This window comes from Paenibacillus naphthalenovorans, from assembly GCF_900099895.1.
Taxonomy (GTDB): domain Bacteria; phylum Bacillota; class Bacilli; order Paenibacillales; family NBRC-103111; genus Paenibacillus_G; species Paenibacillus_G naphthalenovorans.
Window position 1 is genome coordinate 91316 of the sequence record NZ_FNDY01000014.1, and the last position, 18582, is coordinate 109897.

The window sequence follows — 18582 nt, forward strand, 5'->3', positions numbered from 1 at the left end:
ATGATTCCGATAAACACTTTGTTTATCGCAGGACACGCCAAGCTGCCCACAGGCATGGCCGCCAAAAATGTATATGACTCGCTCACCATCACAGCGGAGATCGACAAAAAATACGGCGTTATTCTGGAAGCCTCCTGCACGTTGGCCACAGAGCATGGACGAGATTATGTCAGTAGCCTGTTAAGAGGCTTCAGTCTTCAAGACGGCATAGAAGAACCGATCAGAGTCCTTCAGCATCATTATCGCGGCAGGGCCGCCAACGCTCTGGCCGCCGCCTTGAAAGACCTGCATTTGCAGTACGAACATCTCAAGGGAAAAACCTAGCATGCTTCGTGTCCAACCCAAAGCCCTTTCTCCAATGGTGAAGTAAAGGAATTACCCATTGGAAAAAGGGCTTCTTTTAAGAATTATACTTCCGAGAAAATTCCGCGCTGACGCATCAGCTCCCGGTACAGCTCAGGATGCTTCTCGAAAGGCGCCCTTCCATGCATCCAAAATCCATTGTTCAGCATAATGAGCTGTCCTACAGGCAGAGGCATGGCAATGGTAGCGGGACTATTCTCCAAAGAGTCGGAAAACTCCTGCAGATAGACGGCTTGATCAATCGTTTCGGGATAAACGAATTGATCGATAAAGCAGACACAAATGCCGTTGTTTTGTTTGAAGAAGGTTTTTCGCTTCACCGTTATACTGGTATTTTTGCTTGGCGGCGATTTATAAGTGAAAGGATAAGACCCCAGCGGATGGCTGCTGAACTTCTCCAGCTCTTCCCAATCGTCCAGGTGCAGAATTCTGGATTCTCCTCCCACCGCATTGCGCTCCTCAAATTTCATCATCAGCAGCCAATCGGTGGCTTCTTCCACAAACGTCCCGTCGGTATGAAGAGTGAACAGACGGTAAGCCTGACGCAAATATGAATCGCTGTTGTCCGTATCCTTGACGGTGAACCGGGCGTAATAGGTGCCGGTCATGGCGTCAAAATTGGGGGTTCCAACCAAGTGGCTGACAGCGGTGCCGAATTTAACATAATCTTCCGGATCGACGGTTTGCCCCTGAACGCCGATGGTGAACCCGCCGGACTGGCGGTCATGCAGAATATGGCGTATAGCCTGCCCGAGCGATGCGCCGAACAATTCCTCCAGCCTTGCGGCCAATATAAACCGCTTATACGGCACGTACTCCAGCGCTTGCGTGCCCACATCCCGAAACGAGGAGAAAAACGTTTGCAAAAGTCCGTTATCCAATTCAATATGATACAGCCGCGAATGCTCCGGATGGGGTACGATTTCAAACCCCGGATGTTTCTGTACAAAAGTCCTGTCCCGATGGCTTACCCACATACTCATAAAACCAAATCCCTCCTGTAGGTTTGATATGATGCGGGCACCGCCTTATCGATGTGCTAAAAAACGCAAAAAGCCAGCAGATCATTCAACGACGAATGATCGTGCTGGCTTAAACCTGCTTCCATTCTCTGTGGATCAGAGTTCAACAAGTTTCTCAGCGTTTCTATTCCATGATAAGGGTGGTGCTGCCGCTTTTCATTCACGGATCTTGCAAGGGCTGGCAAGCAAGACGCGAATGATCACATGTGATTATATTCATCATATGCTACAATGGCTTCCCGTGTCAATTCCTGGATTCAAAATAGATGCCGGCGCAAGCATGAGGGCTGTGGAATTCCCTCTTTTACCTGACCGCAGCGCTCATTTTTCTTCTTCCCCAGCTTAAAGACATGGCCAAGCTGATGATCAGAATGACTGCCCCGAACAAATAAGGGAAATTGACATGAACATCAAACAGGATGCCGGCCACGGCCGGACCGAAAATATTGCCGATGCTCATATACGCATTGTTCATGCCCGCAACATATCCCTGTTCGTCCCCCGCCATTTTGGAAAGCAGCGTATTGATCGCAGGACGCAGGATGGACGTGAAGGAAAAAAACAAAGTCGTAAGCACAAGGATGTACCAGAAGTTCCCGGACAGCAGCATCAGCACCATAGTCAACGCGGACAAAAAGAACGTCAAGTTGATCAATGTCTTTTCGCCGAAACGGTTAATCAGCCTTCCGATGAGCACCGCCTGCACCACTGCGCCGATCAAGGCTCCTACGGTAATGAGTACCGCGATATCGCGGGAGGTGTAGCTGTACTTATGATCCACGAACAGCGGGAAGACCGCTTCAAAATTGGCAAGGCCGAACGTCAGCGTGAAAATAAGCACCAGCAGGATCAAATACGGCGCTTTGAACGATTTGCCGAACTGCCGCCAGATGTTCTCTTTTCTTTCCGTCGAGAGTCTGGCCGCCTGCCGCTGCTCGACCGACCGGGTCTCCTTAAGCAGGCTCAAGGAAAGCAGCATCGCGAAGCCGCCTACCGCCGCAGATACATAGAATGGTGCGCGAATGCCAAGCTCGGCAAGAAAACCGCCGATCCCGGGACCGATGACAAAGCCCAGCGACATCGCGGCGCCCAGCATCCCAAGACCTTTGCCCCGGCTCTCTTCGCTGGTAATGTCGGCTACATACGCCAGCATAGCGGGAATCATGGCCGCGGCCCCAATGCCTCCGATCAAACGCGAAACGTACAGCTGCCACATCTCGTGAGCAACAGCGAATAAAAAATTGGAAAAACTGAAAAGCGCGAGTCCCGACACAATCATCAGCTTTCGGCCATACTTATCCGACCATTCCCCCGCAATGGGTGAAAACAAAAACTGGGTCAATCCCATGGCGGCAACCAGATAGCCCGCCGCCTTGCCTCCGGCGTCAAAGGCCTTCAAAAAATCCGGCAATACGGGAATGATTAATCCTATCCCAAGCATAGCGATAAACATGTTGATCATCAGCATGATCAAAGCTGCGTTATTATTTTGTTTCATTTTTACTCTCCTTACTACCTATCCAAATAACTGTAACAGCAGGTACGAATTCCATCCCATCCTACAGAATAATTGACGGATTAACTAAAAGTCAATTTGTAAGATTAAACATCTCCTGAACGCTTCGCCGCATGAAGCTGCCTTGACAGTTCAGCAAAGCTCCATCTATGATATAGAAAATTTCATGCGGCGCAAGGTCCGGCATTCTTTATACTGATAATAAAGGAGATACAACTCATGGCTCAACGAAGATTACTGACCGATCAAGACTTCCAGGAGGCGATGGATCGGCAGGTCGCTGTACGTGTTTTTCAGAATGACCATATTGTAGATTCGGGCGGAATCATCATTCGTTTTACCGATACGTCCATTGTGACCCAGTCCGGCGTCAGCGATGTAACCTATCATCAGCGGAATGCATGTGAATTTTTTGAGATGAAAAAGCGGTAAATAAAAAGCAGGTCACCCATGTCAGACGAACGGTGACCTGTTTTTGTTGCAATCTTTTGTAATTTGTTTTAATGATTATCCTTGCAAAGCTTGTTTCACGGTTTCTTTCAGAGGAGTCTCCGATCCGATCAGCTTCCGGAGATCGTCAGACGTTCTGGACGTTTCGCCCTGGGAAACCGCATGATAGATACCGGCAAACAGTGCGGCAACGGGTTCAGGAAAACCGGCGCCCTGGAGTATATTTTTCTCCTCCTCAAAGGATACGGACTGATGCACGATTTTCTTACCGGCCACTTCGGAGACGATTTGAGCCAGCTCATCATAGCTCCACGTTTGATTCGACACCAGATTATACGTTTTGTTCTCATGACCTTCCCCTGCAAGAACCTCCGCCGCAGCCAGGGCCAAATCACCTCGGGTTACCGTATTCAGTCTTCCGCTTCCCGTATTCGTAACGATGGCCCCTTGCTCCAGGGATGCGCCCAAGCCCGGGTTCACGAACACTTCCGTATATAAAGAGTTGCGCAGGAATGTATAAGGAATTTTCGTCGTACGAATCATATACTCTGTAGCCAGGTGTACATGAGCCAGAGGGATATTGGATTCCTCGGCAAAAGCAAAACCGGTATAGGCGATATATTTTACGCCTGCATCTCTGGCCGCTTTTACGACATTCGCATGCTGAACGATGCGCAGCGTGTCATCCGAATCGGGGCTGGAAATAAAGAGCAGCTTATCGGCGCCGGCAAACGCTTTTTGAAGAGATTCCGGTTGCGAATAATCCCCATGGCGAACTTCTACTCCCAGATTGGCGAGAGCGGAGGCTTTCTCCACATTACGGACAACAGCAACGATTTGATTGGCGGGTACCTTTTTGAGCAGGTGCTGAATCACCTGACCTCCAAGCTCACCTGTAGCGCCGGTAATAAAAATAGACATGAGACATTCCTTCCCTTCTTTGGATTATAATTTAAGGGTGAATTTATTATAACCAATTTGGTTACAACGAATGCAAAAAAATAGAGAACAAGATCGGTTACAGCACATATTAAAAACCCTCACATCGAGTCCTTTCAGACAGACCTTTAACGGCGGCAGTTGACCATTGAACTTGTCAAAAGCCTTTTTTCTCGCTAAGTTCCGTCACCAGCTGCTTTAACGTCACTTGAGCCAATCGCTGTTCCATGGCATTCTGGGCCTCTATCATATTCTTTCGCAGAACCGATTCGATATTGGCTCCAACCGGACAAACCGGGTTAGGATGCTCGTGGAAATTGAACAGACCGCCCTTCTCGGCGACTTCAACCGCTTTATAGACATCAAGTAAAGTGATTTCATCCAGCTCTTTGCGCAGATAAGTTCCGCCGGTTCCGGCCTTTACGTAAACCAAGCCGGCATTCTTGAGCTGTCCGATGATTCTTCGGATAATGACCGGATTCGTATTTACGCTTGCGGCGATGAAATCCGACGTGCACGGCGATGAGCTCAGCGATACGAGCGACAAGATGTGGACCGCGATCGAAAAGCGGCTGCTGATTTTTTTCATATGTTTCACCCTCTTGTTGTAACCATTATAGTTCCAGCGCAAAAGAATGTCAACAGCCTACACCCTGCGCTTGCTTGTGTTCTACATTTTACGCCGCTCTTAGTTTAATTCCATTTCCATTTTGTCCGATAAATCATCGGGATTTATGCTTAATGGAGCATGCCGGTCTTCAAGGTTCAGCATGACTCTAACCTGGATGGTATAGCGTCCTTTGGGAACACGTTTCCCTTGGTTGTCTTTGAGATCCCATACTTCTGTGAATGAGAGCGTATCGGCTTTCTTCAATGAACTGACGATCAGCGCTTGAGTGAAGGCTTTATTGACGGACCATCTGTATATTTCCTCATTGGCCTCGTTATATACATAAATATCATACTTTTGGCCGGAGCTGTAAGATATTTGCAGGTCCTTGCCGGAAGTGTTGCGGACAGAAAAGCTGAACTTCATGCGATCGCCTTCCTGTTTTGCTTCCAGTGTCGTATCAAAATAGCCTGTAACGGACTTGGCAGGTTCTTTTTCGTGTTTTTCCTCTTTTTCCAACTCCTCCGTTCCTCCCGGATGCACCTCTGCCGTTTTGGAGGGACTGGATTCAGCGGAAAAGTTGTTTTGCTGCCCATCATGGGAACAAGCCATAAGTACGGCCGGTATGACGATGAAACACAGTACAGATTTCATTCTGCCTTTTCGCATAAACCGATCACCTCCATGTTTAGACGTAATGAGATTTATAATTGTTGCAATGGGGCGGAATCGAACGGGTTGAAATTGTAATCGAATTGAAATCTTATTATCATCATTCTTTAATATAAGTAGCCTATACTTATTAGTGACCCCCCTTTTTTTATATATAACCCTTAGACCCGTGGCCCGTAGCTTGCGGGTCTCTTTTTTTTGACCCCGGTGATCCGCTGTGCTTGATCCCTTTGTTATGCCCAGCTTCCCATATTCCACCGGCTTTTCTCCACCAGCATCTTGTTGTCCGAGACAATCTCTTTTACAGTCTTACCTCCGTTTATACAGGCCGTTCAAGCGAAAAAATGTCTCCCAGCTTGCTGTAGCTGCTGCCGGCAAGCCGGCTTACCGGCTTAAGCCCTTCCGGATCGATCTGCCCGTTCCGAACCAGCTCATCGGCAATGTGAAAAAATACGACGCGGCCAATCAACAAATCGCAGGCGGGCCTCTCTTCGGATCCGCCGAGAGGAATGGACCGTTCAAGCACGCACTCCATGCGGATTTTCGCTTCAGCTACACCAGGCACCGCTATTTTCTCGCTTGGGACAGGTGAAAGCCCGGCTAATTGAACTTCACTCTCCTCCGGCCCCAAACTGGCGGCGGTTTGATTAATTTTTTCGATATAGGATTCGTCGCTGATATGAACGACAAAAGCGCCCGTATCCTGCGCATTCCTGGCCGTATCTTTAAGCAGACCCTGATTGCGCTGCACCGATACGGATACCATCGGAGGATTCGATGTAACGATATTAAAATAACTGAACGGGGCAGCGTTCATCACCCCCTTCTTGGAAAGGGTGGTCACAAACGCAACGGGTCTGGGTATAATGCTCCCGATCATTAACTTATAGTTTTCCCTATCGCTCTGGCTGAGCGGATCGATCGATATCACGTTCATTCTCCTTTCGGCATCATGGTCCCGTTCATTATTGCTTTACTAAATATGGACTGAACCAATCCGCGGCCGCTTGCACTTCCGAGCCCGTCAGCTGATGGCCCCGGTTTTCCCAATGTACGGTAACGCTTGCACCGGCTCCTTCCAGCAGGTGCTGCAGCTCTTCGGTTTCCTGCGGAGCACAGATCGGATCGTTCCTGCCTGCCCCGATAAAGACCGGTGTGCCCGTCAGATCCGGCAACTCTGCGCCGCGGCGCGGCACCATCGGATGATGCAGAACGGCTCCTTTTAAGGAATCCTTGTGATGAAACAAGAGGCTTCCCGCGATATTGGCCCCATTGGAATATCCGACGGCCACCATATTGTGGCGATCCAGCCCGTATTCATCCGCAGCCTGGTCCAGAAAATCATTCAGCTCCTTCGTCCTGAACAACAGATCCTCCTCGTCAAATACGCCCTCCGCAAGTCGTCTAAAAAACCTCGGCATGCCGTTTTCAAGCACATTGCCTCTTACGCTCAATACGGATGCAGCCGGTGCAATGATCTGAGCCAGCGGCAGCAAATCGTTTTCGGTTCCGCCCGTTCCGTGTAAAAGGACAAGCGTCGGCAATGAGGGGTCCGTTCCTTTTTGAAAAATATGCTTCATGGTTTATCCTCCCCCAAAACACGAATTTGAATAGGTGGCAGCCCCTGTTCGATGGCGACGCGATGCGGTTCATACCATTCGGGAAGCATCAGCTTTTCGCCTAAGGCGTCAACCGGCTCATCCAGCGCAAACCCCGGCGGATCCGTAGCGATTTCAAAGAGAATTCCCCCTTCTTCGCGGAAATAAATCGCATTGAAATACTGCCGGTCTACGACAGGAGTCGGCTGAAACCCGTTCTGAAGAAGCCGGGTTCTCCACAATTGGTGGTCCTCATCATCCTTCGCACGCCATGCAATATGATGAACGGTACCGGCCCCGCCAATACCTGAACCTACGGGCGCAGCATTGATGTCGATCACGTTGCCCAGATCGCCTATGGCTTTAAAGCGGACAAAGCCGTTTTCTTGACCTATCTTTTCAAGGCCCATCACCTGCTGCAGCACATTCATGGTTTTATCAGGCGCGTTACTGTAAAGCACGGCGCCTCCGAAGCCTTTGATGGCTTTGTCCGGCGTTACGCCTCCGAACGCCCACTGACTCCGGGGACCCTCCTCCCGCTCGACGATCTCCAGTTGCAGGCCGTCTTTATCCTTAAATTGGAGGTACTCTTCAGAAAACCTCTCTGTCCGGGTAAACGGGATGTTAAATTGCTGCAGTCGCTCTTCCCAGAAGGCGAGCGCGCCCTGCGGCACGACAAACGTGGTGAATCCGACCTGACCTCCTCCAATCCTCCCGCGCCGTGCACCAGCCCACGGGAAGAACGTGATCGCGGTGCCCGGGCTGCCTACCTCGTTGCCGAAATACAAATGATATACTTCCGGTGCGTCAAAGTTGATCGTCTTTTTGACGAGCCTAAGGCCAAGCACCCCGGCATAAAAGTCAACGTTGTCCTGTGCGTCTGTAACAAAAGCGGTAATGTGATGGATCCCCATGGTTTGTTGAAGCATGTGATTTCACCCTCCTGTTTGGTTAATGGTGACTCTGTAAAACAAAAACGGCTATTCTATCTTCTGGGCTTCCAACCCCAGTTTTTTTAACAGCACAATGGCGTCTGCTTTTTCCTCCGGTGTGAGTCCCCCCATGATGGACTCGATCACGTCGGCATGGTCCGGAAAAATCTCACGAATAAAATCGGTTCCCGCATCGGTGATAACGGCATACGTCACTCTGCGATCCTCGGAACAAGGAACCCTTTTCAGGTATCCTTTCTTTTCCAGCTTATCGATATTGTAGGTAATGCTTCCGCTGGTCACCAAAATTTTATCACCGATCTGCTGAAGCGGGATTTTCCCCTTGTGATACAGCAGTTCCAGCACGGTAAATTCCGTCGCGGAGAGACCGTATTTTTTCATATCTCTCATTGCGCGATCCATAATCACTTTATACGCTTTGGAAAGCACAACCAGCAATTTTAGCGAAAGCTCCCGGTTATTCGCCGGTTTGGACTCGTTCCCATTTGTCATCTTTCTTCATCCTCAAAATATTAAATTTAAAAGTCTTTAATTTAAGATAAATATACGCTTCATTTAAAGTATTGTCAACATGCATGGATTAAAAACGACAGCATTGCCTCACAGCGGAGGTTGTCCATGGAAAGGGATCATGTGAACATAGGCTGTAAACCTCTTTCGGACCATTTTCATCCTTCCCGGCTTAGGATATAATGAGGGAATTAGAGAAAACAGGGGTGGAGAATCCATGTACAAAATGCTTGCCATTGATATCGACGATACGCTGATTAATGATAAGAAACAAATTACGGAGGGAACCAAACAAGCACTGTCCGCCGCTGTATCCCAAGGGGTGATCGTCACGCTGGCCACCGGCCGCATGTATGCTTCCGCCAAGCAGCTGGCAGCTGAGCTCTCGCTGAATGTGCCGCTGATTACCTATATGGGATCGTTGGTCAAGAACGCGCTCGACGGCCAGGTATTGTACGAACGTACCGTGCCTTTGGACGCCGCCCGGGCCATCTTTGAGTTCTGCCGTGACCGCGGCCTGCACCTGCAAACTTATGTGGATGATGTGTTATACGTGCAAGAAAGCAACGAGAAAGCCGAGGCGTACGCGGCACTATCGAAAATTCCGTATACGGTATACCCTGATTTCGAAAAGCTTGTCCTCATGCCGTCGGCCAAACTTCTGATTATCGACGACTCGGAGGTACTGGACCGGATTGCCCCTTCATTGCGCGAGCTTGCAGGCGGCAGCGTGCACATGACGAAGTCAAAGCCGCATTTTCTGGAAATCGTCCATGCCGAGGGGACCAAGGGGCACGCGTTATCTCATTTGGCGCAGCATTTCGGCCTGGAGCTATCCCAGGTCATCGCGATCGGGGACAGCTGGAACGACCGCGAGATGCTGGAGGTAGCCGGGCTCGGCGTAGCGATGGGGAATGCCGTCGATGCTCTGAAGGAAATTGCCGATTACGTCACATTGAGCAATAATGATGACGGAATCAAGCATGTTGTGGAGAAGTTCATCCTGCAAACCGCGTAAAGGATAAACAGGGTATACATATAGATTGCCATACCGCCGCAAAACGAGACGAAGCTCTTATGGAGGCGGAACGCCTATCCCATCACACGCTTCCCCCAGCCTGCAGAAATCACCGTGCCATCATCGGCCGCATGTTCAATAAGCGCATGTGCTTCCTGCATATGGCTTTGGCTTTTAGCGGCATAAACAAGGAAGGCCCGTATTTAAAAACAAGAAGCAGTTGTCATTGCGGCAATCTGCTTTTTTTGTATTTAGGGTTGTTTGAAACCGAACCGAACCATTTCATGTAATGGCCAGAGCCATCTCTACCCTGCTCTCCCGCGTCCGGCAGCGGTACTGTCACGCTGGACGCGCTCGGGCAAATTGCAGCGATCCAAGTTGGCGGTGACACGCTGATCCCGCGGACTCTGATCCCGTACGCCGAAATTCGCGGTATCCGTCCGTTCAAGTAATCCAGGCGCAGCCTGAAGCCGGTTGTACCGGAACTGCCGTTATGACGGCCGCGGCTAAGTCCATCCTGCGCCTCCTACAACACGGGAGCCTCCCGGTATAGGCCCGAGCGGATAAAAAGGTGCAAGCATCTCCCTTTTTCTTAGTCACCTTTAAGTAACAATAACATATATTGGTACTGTCAATAGGCATTCGTACATAACGTCTGCCTACTTCACTGAAAAGGAGATGTACAGATGGTTTATTTCGGTGCTTATTATGATCCGTATCGGAGCGCAACTCCCGGCGGGTTCCCGGGTGGACAGCCGGGCGGATTCCCCGGGGGACAGCCGGGTGGGTTCCCGGGCGGATTCCCGGGCGGACAGCCGGGTGGATTCCCAGGCGGATTCCCGGGCGGACAGCCGGGTGGATTCCCGGGCGGACAGCCGGGCGGATTCCCGGGCGGATTCCCAGGCGGATTCCCGGGCGGACAGCCGGGTGGATTCCCGGGTGGATTCCCGGGCGGATTCCCAGGCGGGTTCCCGGGCGGGGTCTCGCCTTACGGAGTCGGCCAACCGGGGGCCCCTCAAACGGGCGCGCCTCAAACGCCTCCGCCACCCTTCACTCCGCAAAAGCAGTCGGCACAATTGTTTGCCGTTGATCCGGGCGGTATCCGGAATTGCCTATTCCGGTTTGTGTATATCTGGCAAACCAACGGAGATCAGTACTGGATCTACCTTACGTTTGTCGGACGCAACTCCATAGCCGGATTCCGTTGGTTCGGCCGGGGAAATTTCGGACACTGGGTTTACTTCGGTCTCGATTTGCGCCGCATCGAATCATTCTTTTGCCACAGATAATCAGCAGGCCCTGTGTCGTACACGGGGCTCTTTTTTTGCAAAACTAGCCTCCCGTTTGCTCTGCCAAAGCTGCAATAATAAACAGAAACACCGACCGCAGCGATGACGCCGAACTGGGAAAGCAGGTTGCTGTATATCCAAGCGCCGGAATTTAAGCGGAATTAAGGGAAAACTAAACATTTGTTCGTCCAGTTCACGCGCCACGACAGCCATCCCGACGGCTCCGGAGATCATACCCACTAGATTGAATAGTCCCATGCCCGAGATTTCGCTGCTAATCAGAAGCGATTGTTAAATAAAGAAGAAGCCATTTAAAAGTTTATCTCCAAATCCAAGCGATAGTGAAAAGCATCGACAAGTTCTAATGCATCTCTACAAAAATCATAGGGGGGCGGACAGCAGATGCTTCCATTTTCATTTCATAATTCGCGCGTCCGTCAAATCGAATGGACATATTTCTTCACCGGATATATGCATCTGGAAGTTGGTAGTCGATTGTCTGAACTTGGGTGTGGAAGACTGGAACAAATTTTGCTGTAGAAGAATGCTGCAGAAGAAGGACTGTTTTTAGTACGAGGTATTTCCCCAAGTGCTATCCCAAAAGCCATGATTGTCCACTCTCCGCTTTGGCCGTTCGTTCGATCTTTAAGAAAAAAAGCTGCCAGCTCCACTTTAACAGTGGTTCTGGAAGCTTTTTCGCATAAAATCCTTTACTCTTTCGGACAGCCCCGGACATTCCAGTCGGCTAACCGCTTGATTCATCGACGCTGTAATCAAACCGGTCCGCTGCAAGCAAGACCGCCGTTTTTCCCGGAACACAAAATCCAAAGCCGGCGAGGGATCCCCCCGAGCAAGATAAGCCCGAATAACGCCTCCAACAGTCCTAACGGAAAGTCAACCGTTACCCCAAGTCAGCGCCCAGCCTAAGATCCGGATTATTTCTTTCTGCACATGAAATAAATGTCAGGCAGCGGAGCATGGCGATCAGCGGGCAGCGATATAATCCGGACGAGGCTTTTGACCGGAGAACGGATCGACGATCCGGTTCTCCGTGCTGTTGTACACCAGAAACACGTTGCTGCGCGGCATCGGTGAGATGTTGCTGCTTGAGCCATGCATCAGGTTGCAATCGAACAGCAGAATCGAACCTGCTTTGCCGACCGGAGCCTCAATGCCGCCTTGGCGGACAAGCTCAGTCAGGCTGGTCTGGTCGGGCACGCCGTATTCCTGGCGCCGGAGAGAGCTTCGGTAATGGTCTTCCGGCGTCTCGCCCACGCAGGTCACGAACGTACGATGAGAACCGGGAACGACCATCAGCGGACCGTTAAAGTAGCTGTTGTCTTCAAGCGCTATCGAGCAGCTTAGCGCCCGCATTCTCGGCATACCGTCTTCGACGTGCCATGTCTCGAAGTCCGAATGCCAGTAAAATTCCTTCCCGTTAAAGCCGGGCTTGAAATTAATACGCGACTGATGCACGTAAACATCGCTCCCCAGCAAATAACGAACGATGCCAAGAAGCTTGGAATGCTCGGACAGCTTGCGGAATACCGGGTTATCGCGATGCACCGCAAACACCGATCGTACTTCCCTGCTCTCCGGTTCTCGAATCACCTCGTCTTTATCCGAATGCCGCCCGGCTTCCTGGAGCCTCTTCAGCTCTTTACGCCAAACGTCAACCTCCTCATCCGTAAAAAAGTCCTCAAGGAACAAATACCCGTTCTTCTCATAAAAATCGGATTGCTCCCTGGCAATCGGGCTCTCCTGCGTCCACTCTGAATATACGACAGGATCCTTACGGCTAATAAATTCGGCCACAGGCTTGATTCTGGAAGGATAAGCGTCCTCTGCATTTTCGTAAGAACGGGGATGTACCGCCGCTATTCCATCTTTTGTACGAGCATTCGATCCATCAAAAGCCACCGTTACCAGCTCCTTTTCTAATCTGTAGTACTCGTCTTTACCCGCGTGCTTCAGCTGCTTCCACAGATGCCGGATACACCCCGTCTTTGTCATGAACCTCGCGTCCCGTTAAAGGAGGATTAAATACACACACCATCCGCATATCCGTCTTCCCCCGAAGGTAGTGTTTTTCATGCCCGTCGAGCGCATAAAGCGTTCCCGGACGGATCGGATACGTTTGGCCGCCAATGACCTCGATTTCTCCTTCGCCTTCAATGCAGTACACGGCTTCCACATGATTTTTATACCAGATCAGCGTTTCCGTTCCCGCCTTAATGATCGTGTCATGCATGGAAAACCCCATGCCGTCCTTTTCAAGCAGCAGCCTGCGGGAATTCCAGGTCGGTGTGTCGACGTCGTCTTGGGTATGCACAACCTGCTCCAAATATTTTACAATCATATATTTACGCTCCCTTCTCTTGAGACGAAATGCTTGCCGCCAGCTCTTTCATGCTATCGGAGACCCGCTGCAGCCCTTGATCCAATACTTCATGATCTATCGTCAATGGAGGCATCAGCTTCGCCACTTCGCTGTCCGGTCCGGAGGTTTCCATGATGACTCTGCGCTTGAAAGCCGCTTCGCAGAGCAATCCGGCCTTCTTGGCGTCCGCAAAGGCAATGCCTTGAATGAAGCCTTTGCCCCGCACTTCCCCTTGCAGCTGAGGGTACAGCTTCACCTGTTCTTCCAAAAACGTACGCACCCGTTTCGCCTTGCGTATCACTTCTACCGAAAATGCATCGGTTTCCCAATACGACAAAGCCTCCGTGGCGGCGATAAAGGCCAAATTGTTCCCGCGGAATGTGCCGTTATGCTCTCCCGGAGCCCATACATCCAGCTCAGGCTTGATAAGTGTCAAGGCCATCGGGAGGCCATAGCCGCCGATCGATTTGGATAAACAAACGATATCCGGGCGAATCCCCGCCTCATCGAAACTGAAGAACGTCCCCGTCCGGCCGCAGCCCATCTGAACGTCGTCGATAATGAGCAAAATACCCCGTTGATCACAAAGCTTCTCCAGCCGTTTCAACCATGGAACCGAAGCCACGTTCAGTCCGCCCTCGCCTTGTACCGTCTCCACGATAACGGCCGCCGGAAGAGGAACGCCGCTGCCCGGATCATCCAGCAGCTTCTCCATATAAGCCACTGTATCAGTGTCAGCGCCGAAATAGCCGTCGTACGGCATAAATACTGAATGATTTAAAGCCACGCCGGCCCCCTTGCGCTTAAACTTGTTGCCGGTCACAGACAGCGATCCCAGCGACATGCCGTGGAACGCATTCGTAAAGCAAAGCACCGTTTCACGGCCCGTGACTTTACGGGCGATTTTCATCGCGCTTTCCACTGCATTGGTTCCCGTAGGTCCCGGAAACATGACTTTATATTGCAGGCCTCTCGGCTTCAATATCACTTCTTGAAACCGGATAAGAAAGTCCTCTTTCGCTTTCGTAGCCATGTCCAGACTGTGGGTAATGCCGTCCTCCAGCAAATACTGAACCAGCTTTTGTCGAATTCGCTCGTTGTTATGCCCATAATTCAATGCCCCTGCACCGGCGAAAAAATCAATATATTCCCGTCCGGCCACATCCCACAGCTTATCATTGCTCGCTTTCGAAAAAACCGTACGGAAGCTCCTGCAATAGCTCCGCACCTCCGATTCCAGCTCCTCAAAAACGTGCAGGGATGTCATTTCCGCGGTTTCTTTCATCGTTTGCGTCATTCGTCATCCTCCTCCTTTTCGGGTTTAAACGGATACGGGTTTAGGTTGAAGCGGTCCAATGCGATACAAGCTTTCTTCTTCATGAGAACCATGGCCCGGGAAAATCTCGGCCGGATAGCCCTTCCTCGCTATGAAAGCGATATTATACCGTCTTGCCAAACTGCCAAACAACTGCCGGGAAGCCTGATTGGAAGGGCTTATCGTCGCTTCCACGTAATGAACGGGGCGTTCTCCACATTGGGCCAACAGCTTGTCAAGAAGCGTTTTGCCGATTCCCCGGCCGCGATATTCCGAGGCGACCGCAATTTGCCAGACAAATAGCGTATCCTCACGACCAGAGGGACGAAAAGCGGATACGAAGCCCGCCAGCCTCCCGCCCTGCTCCGCCACAAGACAGGTGTCGCGGAAATAATCGCACAGCATGATATAGCAGTAAGCCGAATTGAGGTCCAACGCACCTGCCGAGCGTATCAACTCCCATACCTTGCCCCCGTCCTCTTTGCGGGGCTTTCGGTATCGAATAATTTTCGTATCGGTATGAGACATCCGATCCCTCCTTTGTCATACACTGACCGTTGAACGAAACCTCCTGAGAAAAGCTTGAAGACGTTCACTTTGCGGATGTTCAAACACCTCTTCGGGTGTTCCTTCCTCCACGATCCGGCCGTCGGCGGCAAATACGACGCGGTCGGCCACATCGCGGGCAAACTCCATCTCATGGGTGATGAGGAGCATCGCCATTTCGCCCTCGCTTGCAATTTCTTTGATGACTTCAAGCACCTCGCCTACCAGCTCAGGGTCGAGCGCGGAGGTTACCTCATCAAATACCATCACCTTCGGACGCATAACCAAAGCCCGCGCGATCGCCACACGCTGCTTCTGTCCTCCGGAAAGCTGCGCGGGGTAGGCGTCCAGCTTTTCCTCCAGCCCCACCTTTCGCAGCATGAGCACCGCACGCTCCCGCGCCTCTTCTTTGGCAAGTCCCAGTACACGAATCGGGGCTTCCGTTACATTGCGAAGTACGGTCATATGAGGAAACAGGTTGAAATGCTGAAACACCATCCCGATGCTGCTGCGCATCTGTTGCAGATGCTTCTCATTCGCGCGCACCTGCCTGCCGCCCGACTTCATATGCCAAAGCGATTCGCCGTTGACTTCAATCGTGCCGGAGGTTGGCTCCTCCAACGTCATCAGCAGGCGGCCGAGTGTCGTTTTGCCCGAACCGCTGGGGCCGATGAGGGCGACCTTCTCGCCAGGGGCGATATCCAAATCAATTCCTTTAAGCACCTCGATATCGCCGAAGCTTTTCCGAATGTTCAAGTATCTTACTACAGGATAATCCGTCATTTTGTTTCATCTCCTGTTCCTCGCCTCACGTCAAAGTCCTCTTTGACGATTCAGCCTGATTTCCAGTCTCCTGACCAGCAGAGAGGCCGGAAAACTGATCAGCAGAAACAGTATGCCGACCAGCGTATACGGCTCGAACACGCGGTACGAAACCGAAGCGATATTTTTGGCCGTAAGCAAGAGCTCCACCAGCGTAATCGCAGAAAGGACTGGCGTTTCTTTGAACATCACGATCAAATAATTGCCCATGATCGGCACGATCGGCGGTATGGCTTGGGGCAATACGATGGAAAACCACGTTCTCGGTTTAGAAAAATTCAGCGCAGTCGCCGCTTCCCATTGCCCCTTGGGGACGGCTTCGATGCCGGAACGGTACACTTCGGATAAATAGGTGCTGTAATGAAGCCCCAAGCCAATGATCCCGACGGCAAAAGCCGAAAGCGAAATATTCGCTATCAAGGGCAAGCTGTAATACAGGAAAAACACTTGTACCAGCAATGGCGTATTTCGCACGAATTCCGTCAGGGCCTTTGCCGCCAAAGCCAACGGTTTCCGGCGCGATCTGGCAGCCAGGGCCAGAACCAGGCCGCCTGCGCAGGCTAAGGCAAATCCCCCTGCCGTTGCCGCAACCGTCATCTTTAATGCCCTGAGCAGCTCCGGCAGGATTTGCAGAGTATATTCCCAATTCCACATCGGCTATATCCTCCCCGACGCCGCTTTTCGTTCAGCCCACCGGGTGCATAAGGACACAATATAGGCCAAAACAAAGTAAAACAGAAGCAGCAGCGCAAAAATGTACGGCGTCATCGGGTAGTATTGGTTTCGGAGCAGCATCGCCTGATACGTCATATCGGCGAGCGTAATGAAATATACAAGAGAGGTCGATTTCAGCAGTTCGATCATTAAATTGCCGAATGGGGGCAGCATACGAACAAAAGCTTGGGGAAAAATAATTCTCGTCATCCGATCATAAGATGTCATATTCAGTGCAGTCGCCGCCTCCCACTGCCCTTTGGGAACAGCCAGAATCGCGCTGCGGACGATCTCCGACCCGTATGCGCCAAAATTGAGCCCGACGGCAAGCACGGCCGACGGCAGCTTCGGAAGCTCCACCCCCAGGAACGGCAGTGCAAAGTAAAGCCAGAATAACTGCACCAAGAGCGAGGTTCCGCGGAACAGCTCAACGTAAACCGCTGCGGCCGTCCGTACGGTCCGCCATCCGGACAGCCTGCAGAGTCCCGCCGTCACGGCGGCTCCAAAAGCAAGACATCCGGCAAGCACAGCTACCAAGACCGTTACTTTAGCTCCTTCCAGAAGCTGCGGCAGCATACTCATTACGGAAACATCCATGTTATTGACCGCACAGCTTCGCGGCCGTCATGTCGCCCGGAAGCTCATCCTCCGTGAATCCGAATTTCTGCAGGATCGTCAGAAGCTCGCCCGACTCCTTCAGCTTCTTCAATTCTGCATTGAATGCGTCTTTAAACTCCTGGTCATCCTGCCGGAAAGCGGTAGCTCCATATCCTCTGACACTTTTGCCGTCCACGATCGGCTGCTGGAAGTCGGACACCCGTTCCAAATTGCTGTCATTCGCCGTATCCAGCATGGACTGCAGCGATGGCCCAGTCATCGTAATCGCTTCCGCGCGTCCTGCTTGCAGGGCGCTGATGGCGGTTGCCTGATCGGGGACGACCAGTATGCGATCCCTGGGCACGCCGGATGCTTCCAAATACCCGATTTCCACCGCACCGGCCATAACCGCCACACGGGCACTCTTATTCCCGGCAATATCCTTGTAGCTGTATAAAGCTAAAGGATTCCCTTTTTTGACGGCAATCGCTTCTCCGATGCTGTACTCCGGATCGGCAAAAGCGACAGCCGAGCAGCGGTCCGGATGAATGAACATACCCGCAGTAATCAGATCAAACCGTTTGGCCTGCAAGCCGGCGATCAGCGAACCGAATTCGGTCAATTCACCGCGCATTTCGTTAATACCTAAATTTTTCAATACGGTCCGTGCAATCTCTACCGCTTCACCGGTCAGTTCCCCGTCCGCCGTTTGGTAGGCGTAAGGTTTTTCGTTGGCGAATCCTACTGTGACATAACCTTGTTCTTGCGCTCTGGCTAATGTGCCCTCTTTATTGCCTCCGGCGGCAGCCGGTCTGTCTCCCTCAGGAGCTCCGGCATCATTTACAGTTCCGCATCCTGCCACTGCCGCAAACAATAAAAGAATGAGCGGAATGTTCAACCATTGCCTCAAGCTGTCCCACATCCCTCCAAATGTTTTTGATCGCGATCACTTTAAATGCTAACATGATCTCATCTGTGGGTCATGTCGGATATCCCAGCATTATTCCAGATTATCCCTCTTCTCCTAGGGTAAGGAAAGCTCATCTGCCCTATACTCCTTATTCCCGGCATATCCTCCCGGATTATACCCAATTCTCCGGTTTACGTCGAAAGTCTTGCTATGTTATGGCATTACCATAATCCGTCCCTTATGTCAAATGACAAAATCCTACAGTCAGTGTCAAGCTAGCGTGGGCAGTCATTTAAGATGCCTGGAACGCGAACCCCGAAGGAACCTCTTCCTTGTAAGCGCTTTGCTTCGTTCTTTC

At 51.3% G+C, this 18582-nt stretch carries 21 protein-coding genes; 4 read left to right on the forward strand and 17 right to left on the reverse strand.

All coding sequences use genetic code 11. The features are described 5' to 3' along the window. Complete coding sequence (locus tag BLT35_RS15040; RefSeq protein WP_171005908.1) at positions 1 to 324, forward strand: DUF3870 domain-containing protein; 324 nt, start codon at positions 1 to 3, stop codon at positions 322 to 324. An 83-nt stretch (positions 325 to 407) separates the two neighbouring features. Here the strand turns inward: BLT35_RS15040 and glaH are convergent, their stop codons facing one another. Together glaH and BLT35_RS15050 are read right to left on the reverse strand one after the other, a co-directional pair. Further along, positions 408 to 1346, reverse strand: a complete 939-nt coding sequence (glaH, locus tag BLT35_RS15045; RefSeq protein ID WP_074728734.1) for a glutarate dioxygenase GlaH — start codon at positions 1344 to 1346, stop codon at positions 408 to 410. 343 nt (positions 1347 to 1689) lie between these two features. After that, positions 1690 to 2883, reverse strand: a complete 1194-nt coding sequence (locus BLT35_RS15050; protein WP_062409723.1) for an MFS transporter — start codon at positions 2881 to 2883, stop codon at positions 1690 to 1692. Positions 2884 to 3120: 237 nt separating this feature from the next. Between BLT35_RS15050 and BLT35_RS15055 the strand changes: the two genes are divergently transcribed. After that, positions 3121 to 3333, forward strand: coding sequence for a hypothetical protein (locus tag BLT35_RS15055; RefSeq protein WP_062409724.1), 213 nt, complete (start codon positions 3121 to 3123; stop codon positions 3331 to 3333). A 75-nt stretch (positions 3334 to 3408) separates the two neighbouring features. Here BLT35_RS15055 and BLT35_RS15060 read toward each other — a convergent pair whose 3' ends face one another. From BLT35_RS15060 to BLT35_RS15090, 7 genes are all read right to left on the reverse strand, one after another. Beyond that, complete coding sequence (locus BLT35_RS15060; RefSeq protein ID WP_074728736.1) at positions 3409 to 4272, reverse strand: SDR family oxidoreductase; 864 nt, start codon at positions 4270 to 4272, stop codon at positions 3409 to 3411. A 175-nt stretch (positions 4273 to 4447) separates the two neighbouring features. After that, complete coding sequence (locus BLT35_RS15065; protein WP_054818476.1) at positions 4448 to 4879, reverse strand: Rrf2 family transcriptional regulator; 432 nt, start codon at positions 4877 to 4879, stop codon at positions 4448 to 4450. Between the two features lie 99 nt (positions 4880 to 4978). Next, on the reverse strand, positions 4979 to 5554 hold the full coding sequence (locus tag BLT35_RS15070) for a BsuPI-related putative proteinase inhibitor (protein ID WP_175471998.1): 576 nt from the start codon (positions 5552 to 5554) through the stop codon (positions 4979 to 4981). Positions 5555 to 5891: 337 nt separating this feature from the next. Beyond that, positions 5892 to 6503, reverse strand: coding sequence for a flavin reductase family protein (locus BLT35_RS15075; RefSeq protein WP_074728769.1), 612 nt, complete (start codon positions 6501 to 6503; stop codon positions 5892 to 5894). 34 nt (positions 6504 to 6537) lie between these two features. Further along, a complete protein-coding gene (locus BLT35_RS15080; RefSeq protein ID WP_062409728.1) occupies positions 6538 to 7152 on the reverse strand; it encodes an alpha/beta hydrolase in 615 nt (204 codons plus the stop codon). Next, the gene (locus BLT35_RS15085) at positions 7149 to 8099 is read right to left on the reverse strand and encodes a ring-cleaving dioxygenase (RefSeq protein ID WP_074728740.1); all 951 of its coding nucleotides are present in this window, start codon (positions 8097 to 8099) and stop codon (positions 7149 to 7151) included. Before BLT35_RS15085 ends, BLT35_RS15080 begins: the two co-directional genes overlap by 4 nt. A gap of 51 nt (positions 8100 to 8150) precedes the next feature. Beyond that, the gene (locus tag BLT35_RS15090; protein WP_074728742.1) at positions 8151 to 8615 is read right to left on the reverse strand and encodes a MarR family winged helix-turn-helix transcriptional regulator; all 465 of its coding nucleotides are present in this window, start codon (positions 8613 to 8615) and stop codon (positions 8151 to 8153) included. 235 nt (positions 8616 to 8850) lie between these two features. Here BLT35_RS15090 and BLT35_RS15095 point away from each other — a divergent pair, with 235 nt between their 5' ends. Both BLT35_RS15095 and BLT35_RS27565 read left to right on the forward strand, forming a co-directional pair. Beyond that, entirely contained in the window at positions 8851 to 9651 is an 801-nt protein-coding gene (locus BLT35_RS15095) for a Cof-type HAD-IIB family hydrolase (RefSeq protein WP_062409731.1), read from the forward strand. 686 nt (positions 9652 to 10337) lie between these two features. After that, positions 10338 to 10940: a hypothetical protein gene (locus tag BLT35_RS27565; protein ID WP_074728747.1), complete on the forward strand. Its 603-nt coding sequence runs from the start codon at positions 10338 to 10340 to the stop codon at positions 10938 to 10940. Between the two features lie 984 nt (positions 10941 to 11924). Here the strand turns inward: BLT35_RS27565 and thpD are convergent. Genes thpD through ehuB form a run of 8 tightly spaced genes read right to left on the reverse strand, consistent with a single transcriptional unit; the run spans position 11925 to position 18176 of the window. Then, a complete protein-coding gene (gene thpD / locus BLT35_RS15110; RefSeq protein ID WP_083351309.1) occupies positions 11925 to 12953 on the reverse strand; it encodes an ectoine hydroxylase in 1029 nt (342 codons plus the stop codon). Further along, positions 12898 to 13299, reverse strand: coding sequence for an ectoine synthase (locus tag BLT35_RS15115; RefSeq protein WP_074728749.1), 402 nt, complete (start codon positions 13297 to 13299; stop codon positions 12898 to 12900). The genes thpD and BLT35_RS15115 overlap by 56 nt, the downstream gene beginning before the upstream one ends. 4 nt (positions 13300 to 13303) lie before the next feature. Further along, a complete protein-coding gene (gene ectB, locus BLT35_RS15120) occupies positions 13304 to 14617 on the reverse strand; it encodes a diaminobutyrate--2-oxoglutarate transaminase (protein WP_254611490.1) in 1314 nt (437 codons plus the stop codon). Positions 14618 to 14641: 24 nt separating this feature from the next. Next, positions 14642 to 15163, reverse strand: coding sequence for a diaminobutyrate acetyltransferase (gene ectA, locus BLT35_RS15125; protein WP_074728752.1), 522 nt, complete (start codon positions 15161 to 15163; stop codon positions 14642 to 14644). 15 nt (positions 15164 to 15178) lie between these two features. After that, the gene (ehuA, locus tag BLT35_RS15130; RefSeq protein WP_074728754.1) at positions 15179 to 15964 is read right to left on the reverse strand and encodes an ectoine/hydroxyectoine ABC transporter ATP-binding protein EhuA; all 786 of its coding nucleotides are present in this window, start codon (positions 15962 to 15964) and stop codon (positions 15179 to 15181) included. Between the two features lie 30 nt (positions 15965 to 15994). Next, the gene (gene ehuD / locus BLT35_RS15135) at positions 15995 to 16657 is read right to left on the reverse strand and encodes an ectoine/hydroxyectoine ABC transporter permease subunit EhuD (protein WP_054817565.1); all 663 of its coding nucleotides are present in this window, start codon (positions 16655 to 16657) and stop codon (positions 15995 to 15997) included. 3 nt (positions 16658 to 16660) lie between these two features. Continuing rightward, positions 16661 to 17314 (reverse strand): ectoine/hydroxyectoine ABC transporter permease subunit EhuC, encoded by a 654-nt coding sequence (gene ehuC / locus BLT35_RS15140; RefSeq protein WP_074728757.1) that lies wholly within the window; start codon positions 17312 to 17314, stop codon positions 16661 to 16663. A 1-nt stretch (position 17315) separates the two neighbouring features. Next, positions 17316 to 18176 carry an ectoine/hydroxyectoine ABC transporter substrate-binding protein EhuB gene (gene ehuB, locus BLT35_RS15145; RefSeq protein WP_430016617.1) on the reverse strand — a complete coding sequence of 287 codons (861 nt, stop codon included), beginning with the start codon at positions 18174 to 18176 and terminating at the stop codon, positions 17316 to 17318. Positions 18177 to 18582: the final 406 nt, after the last annotated feature.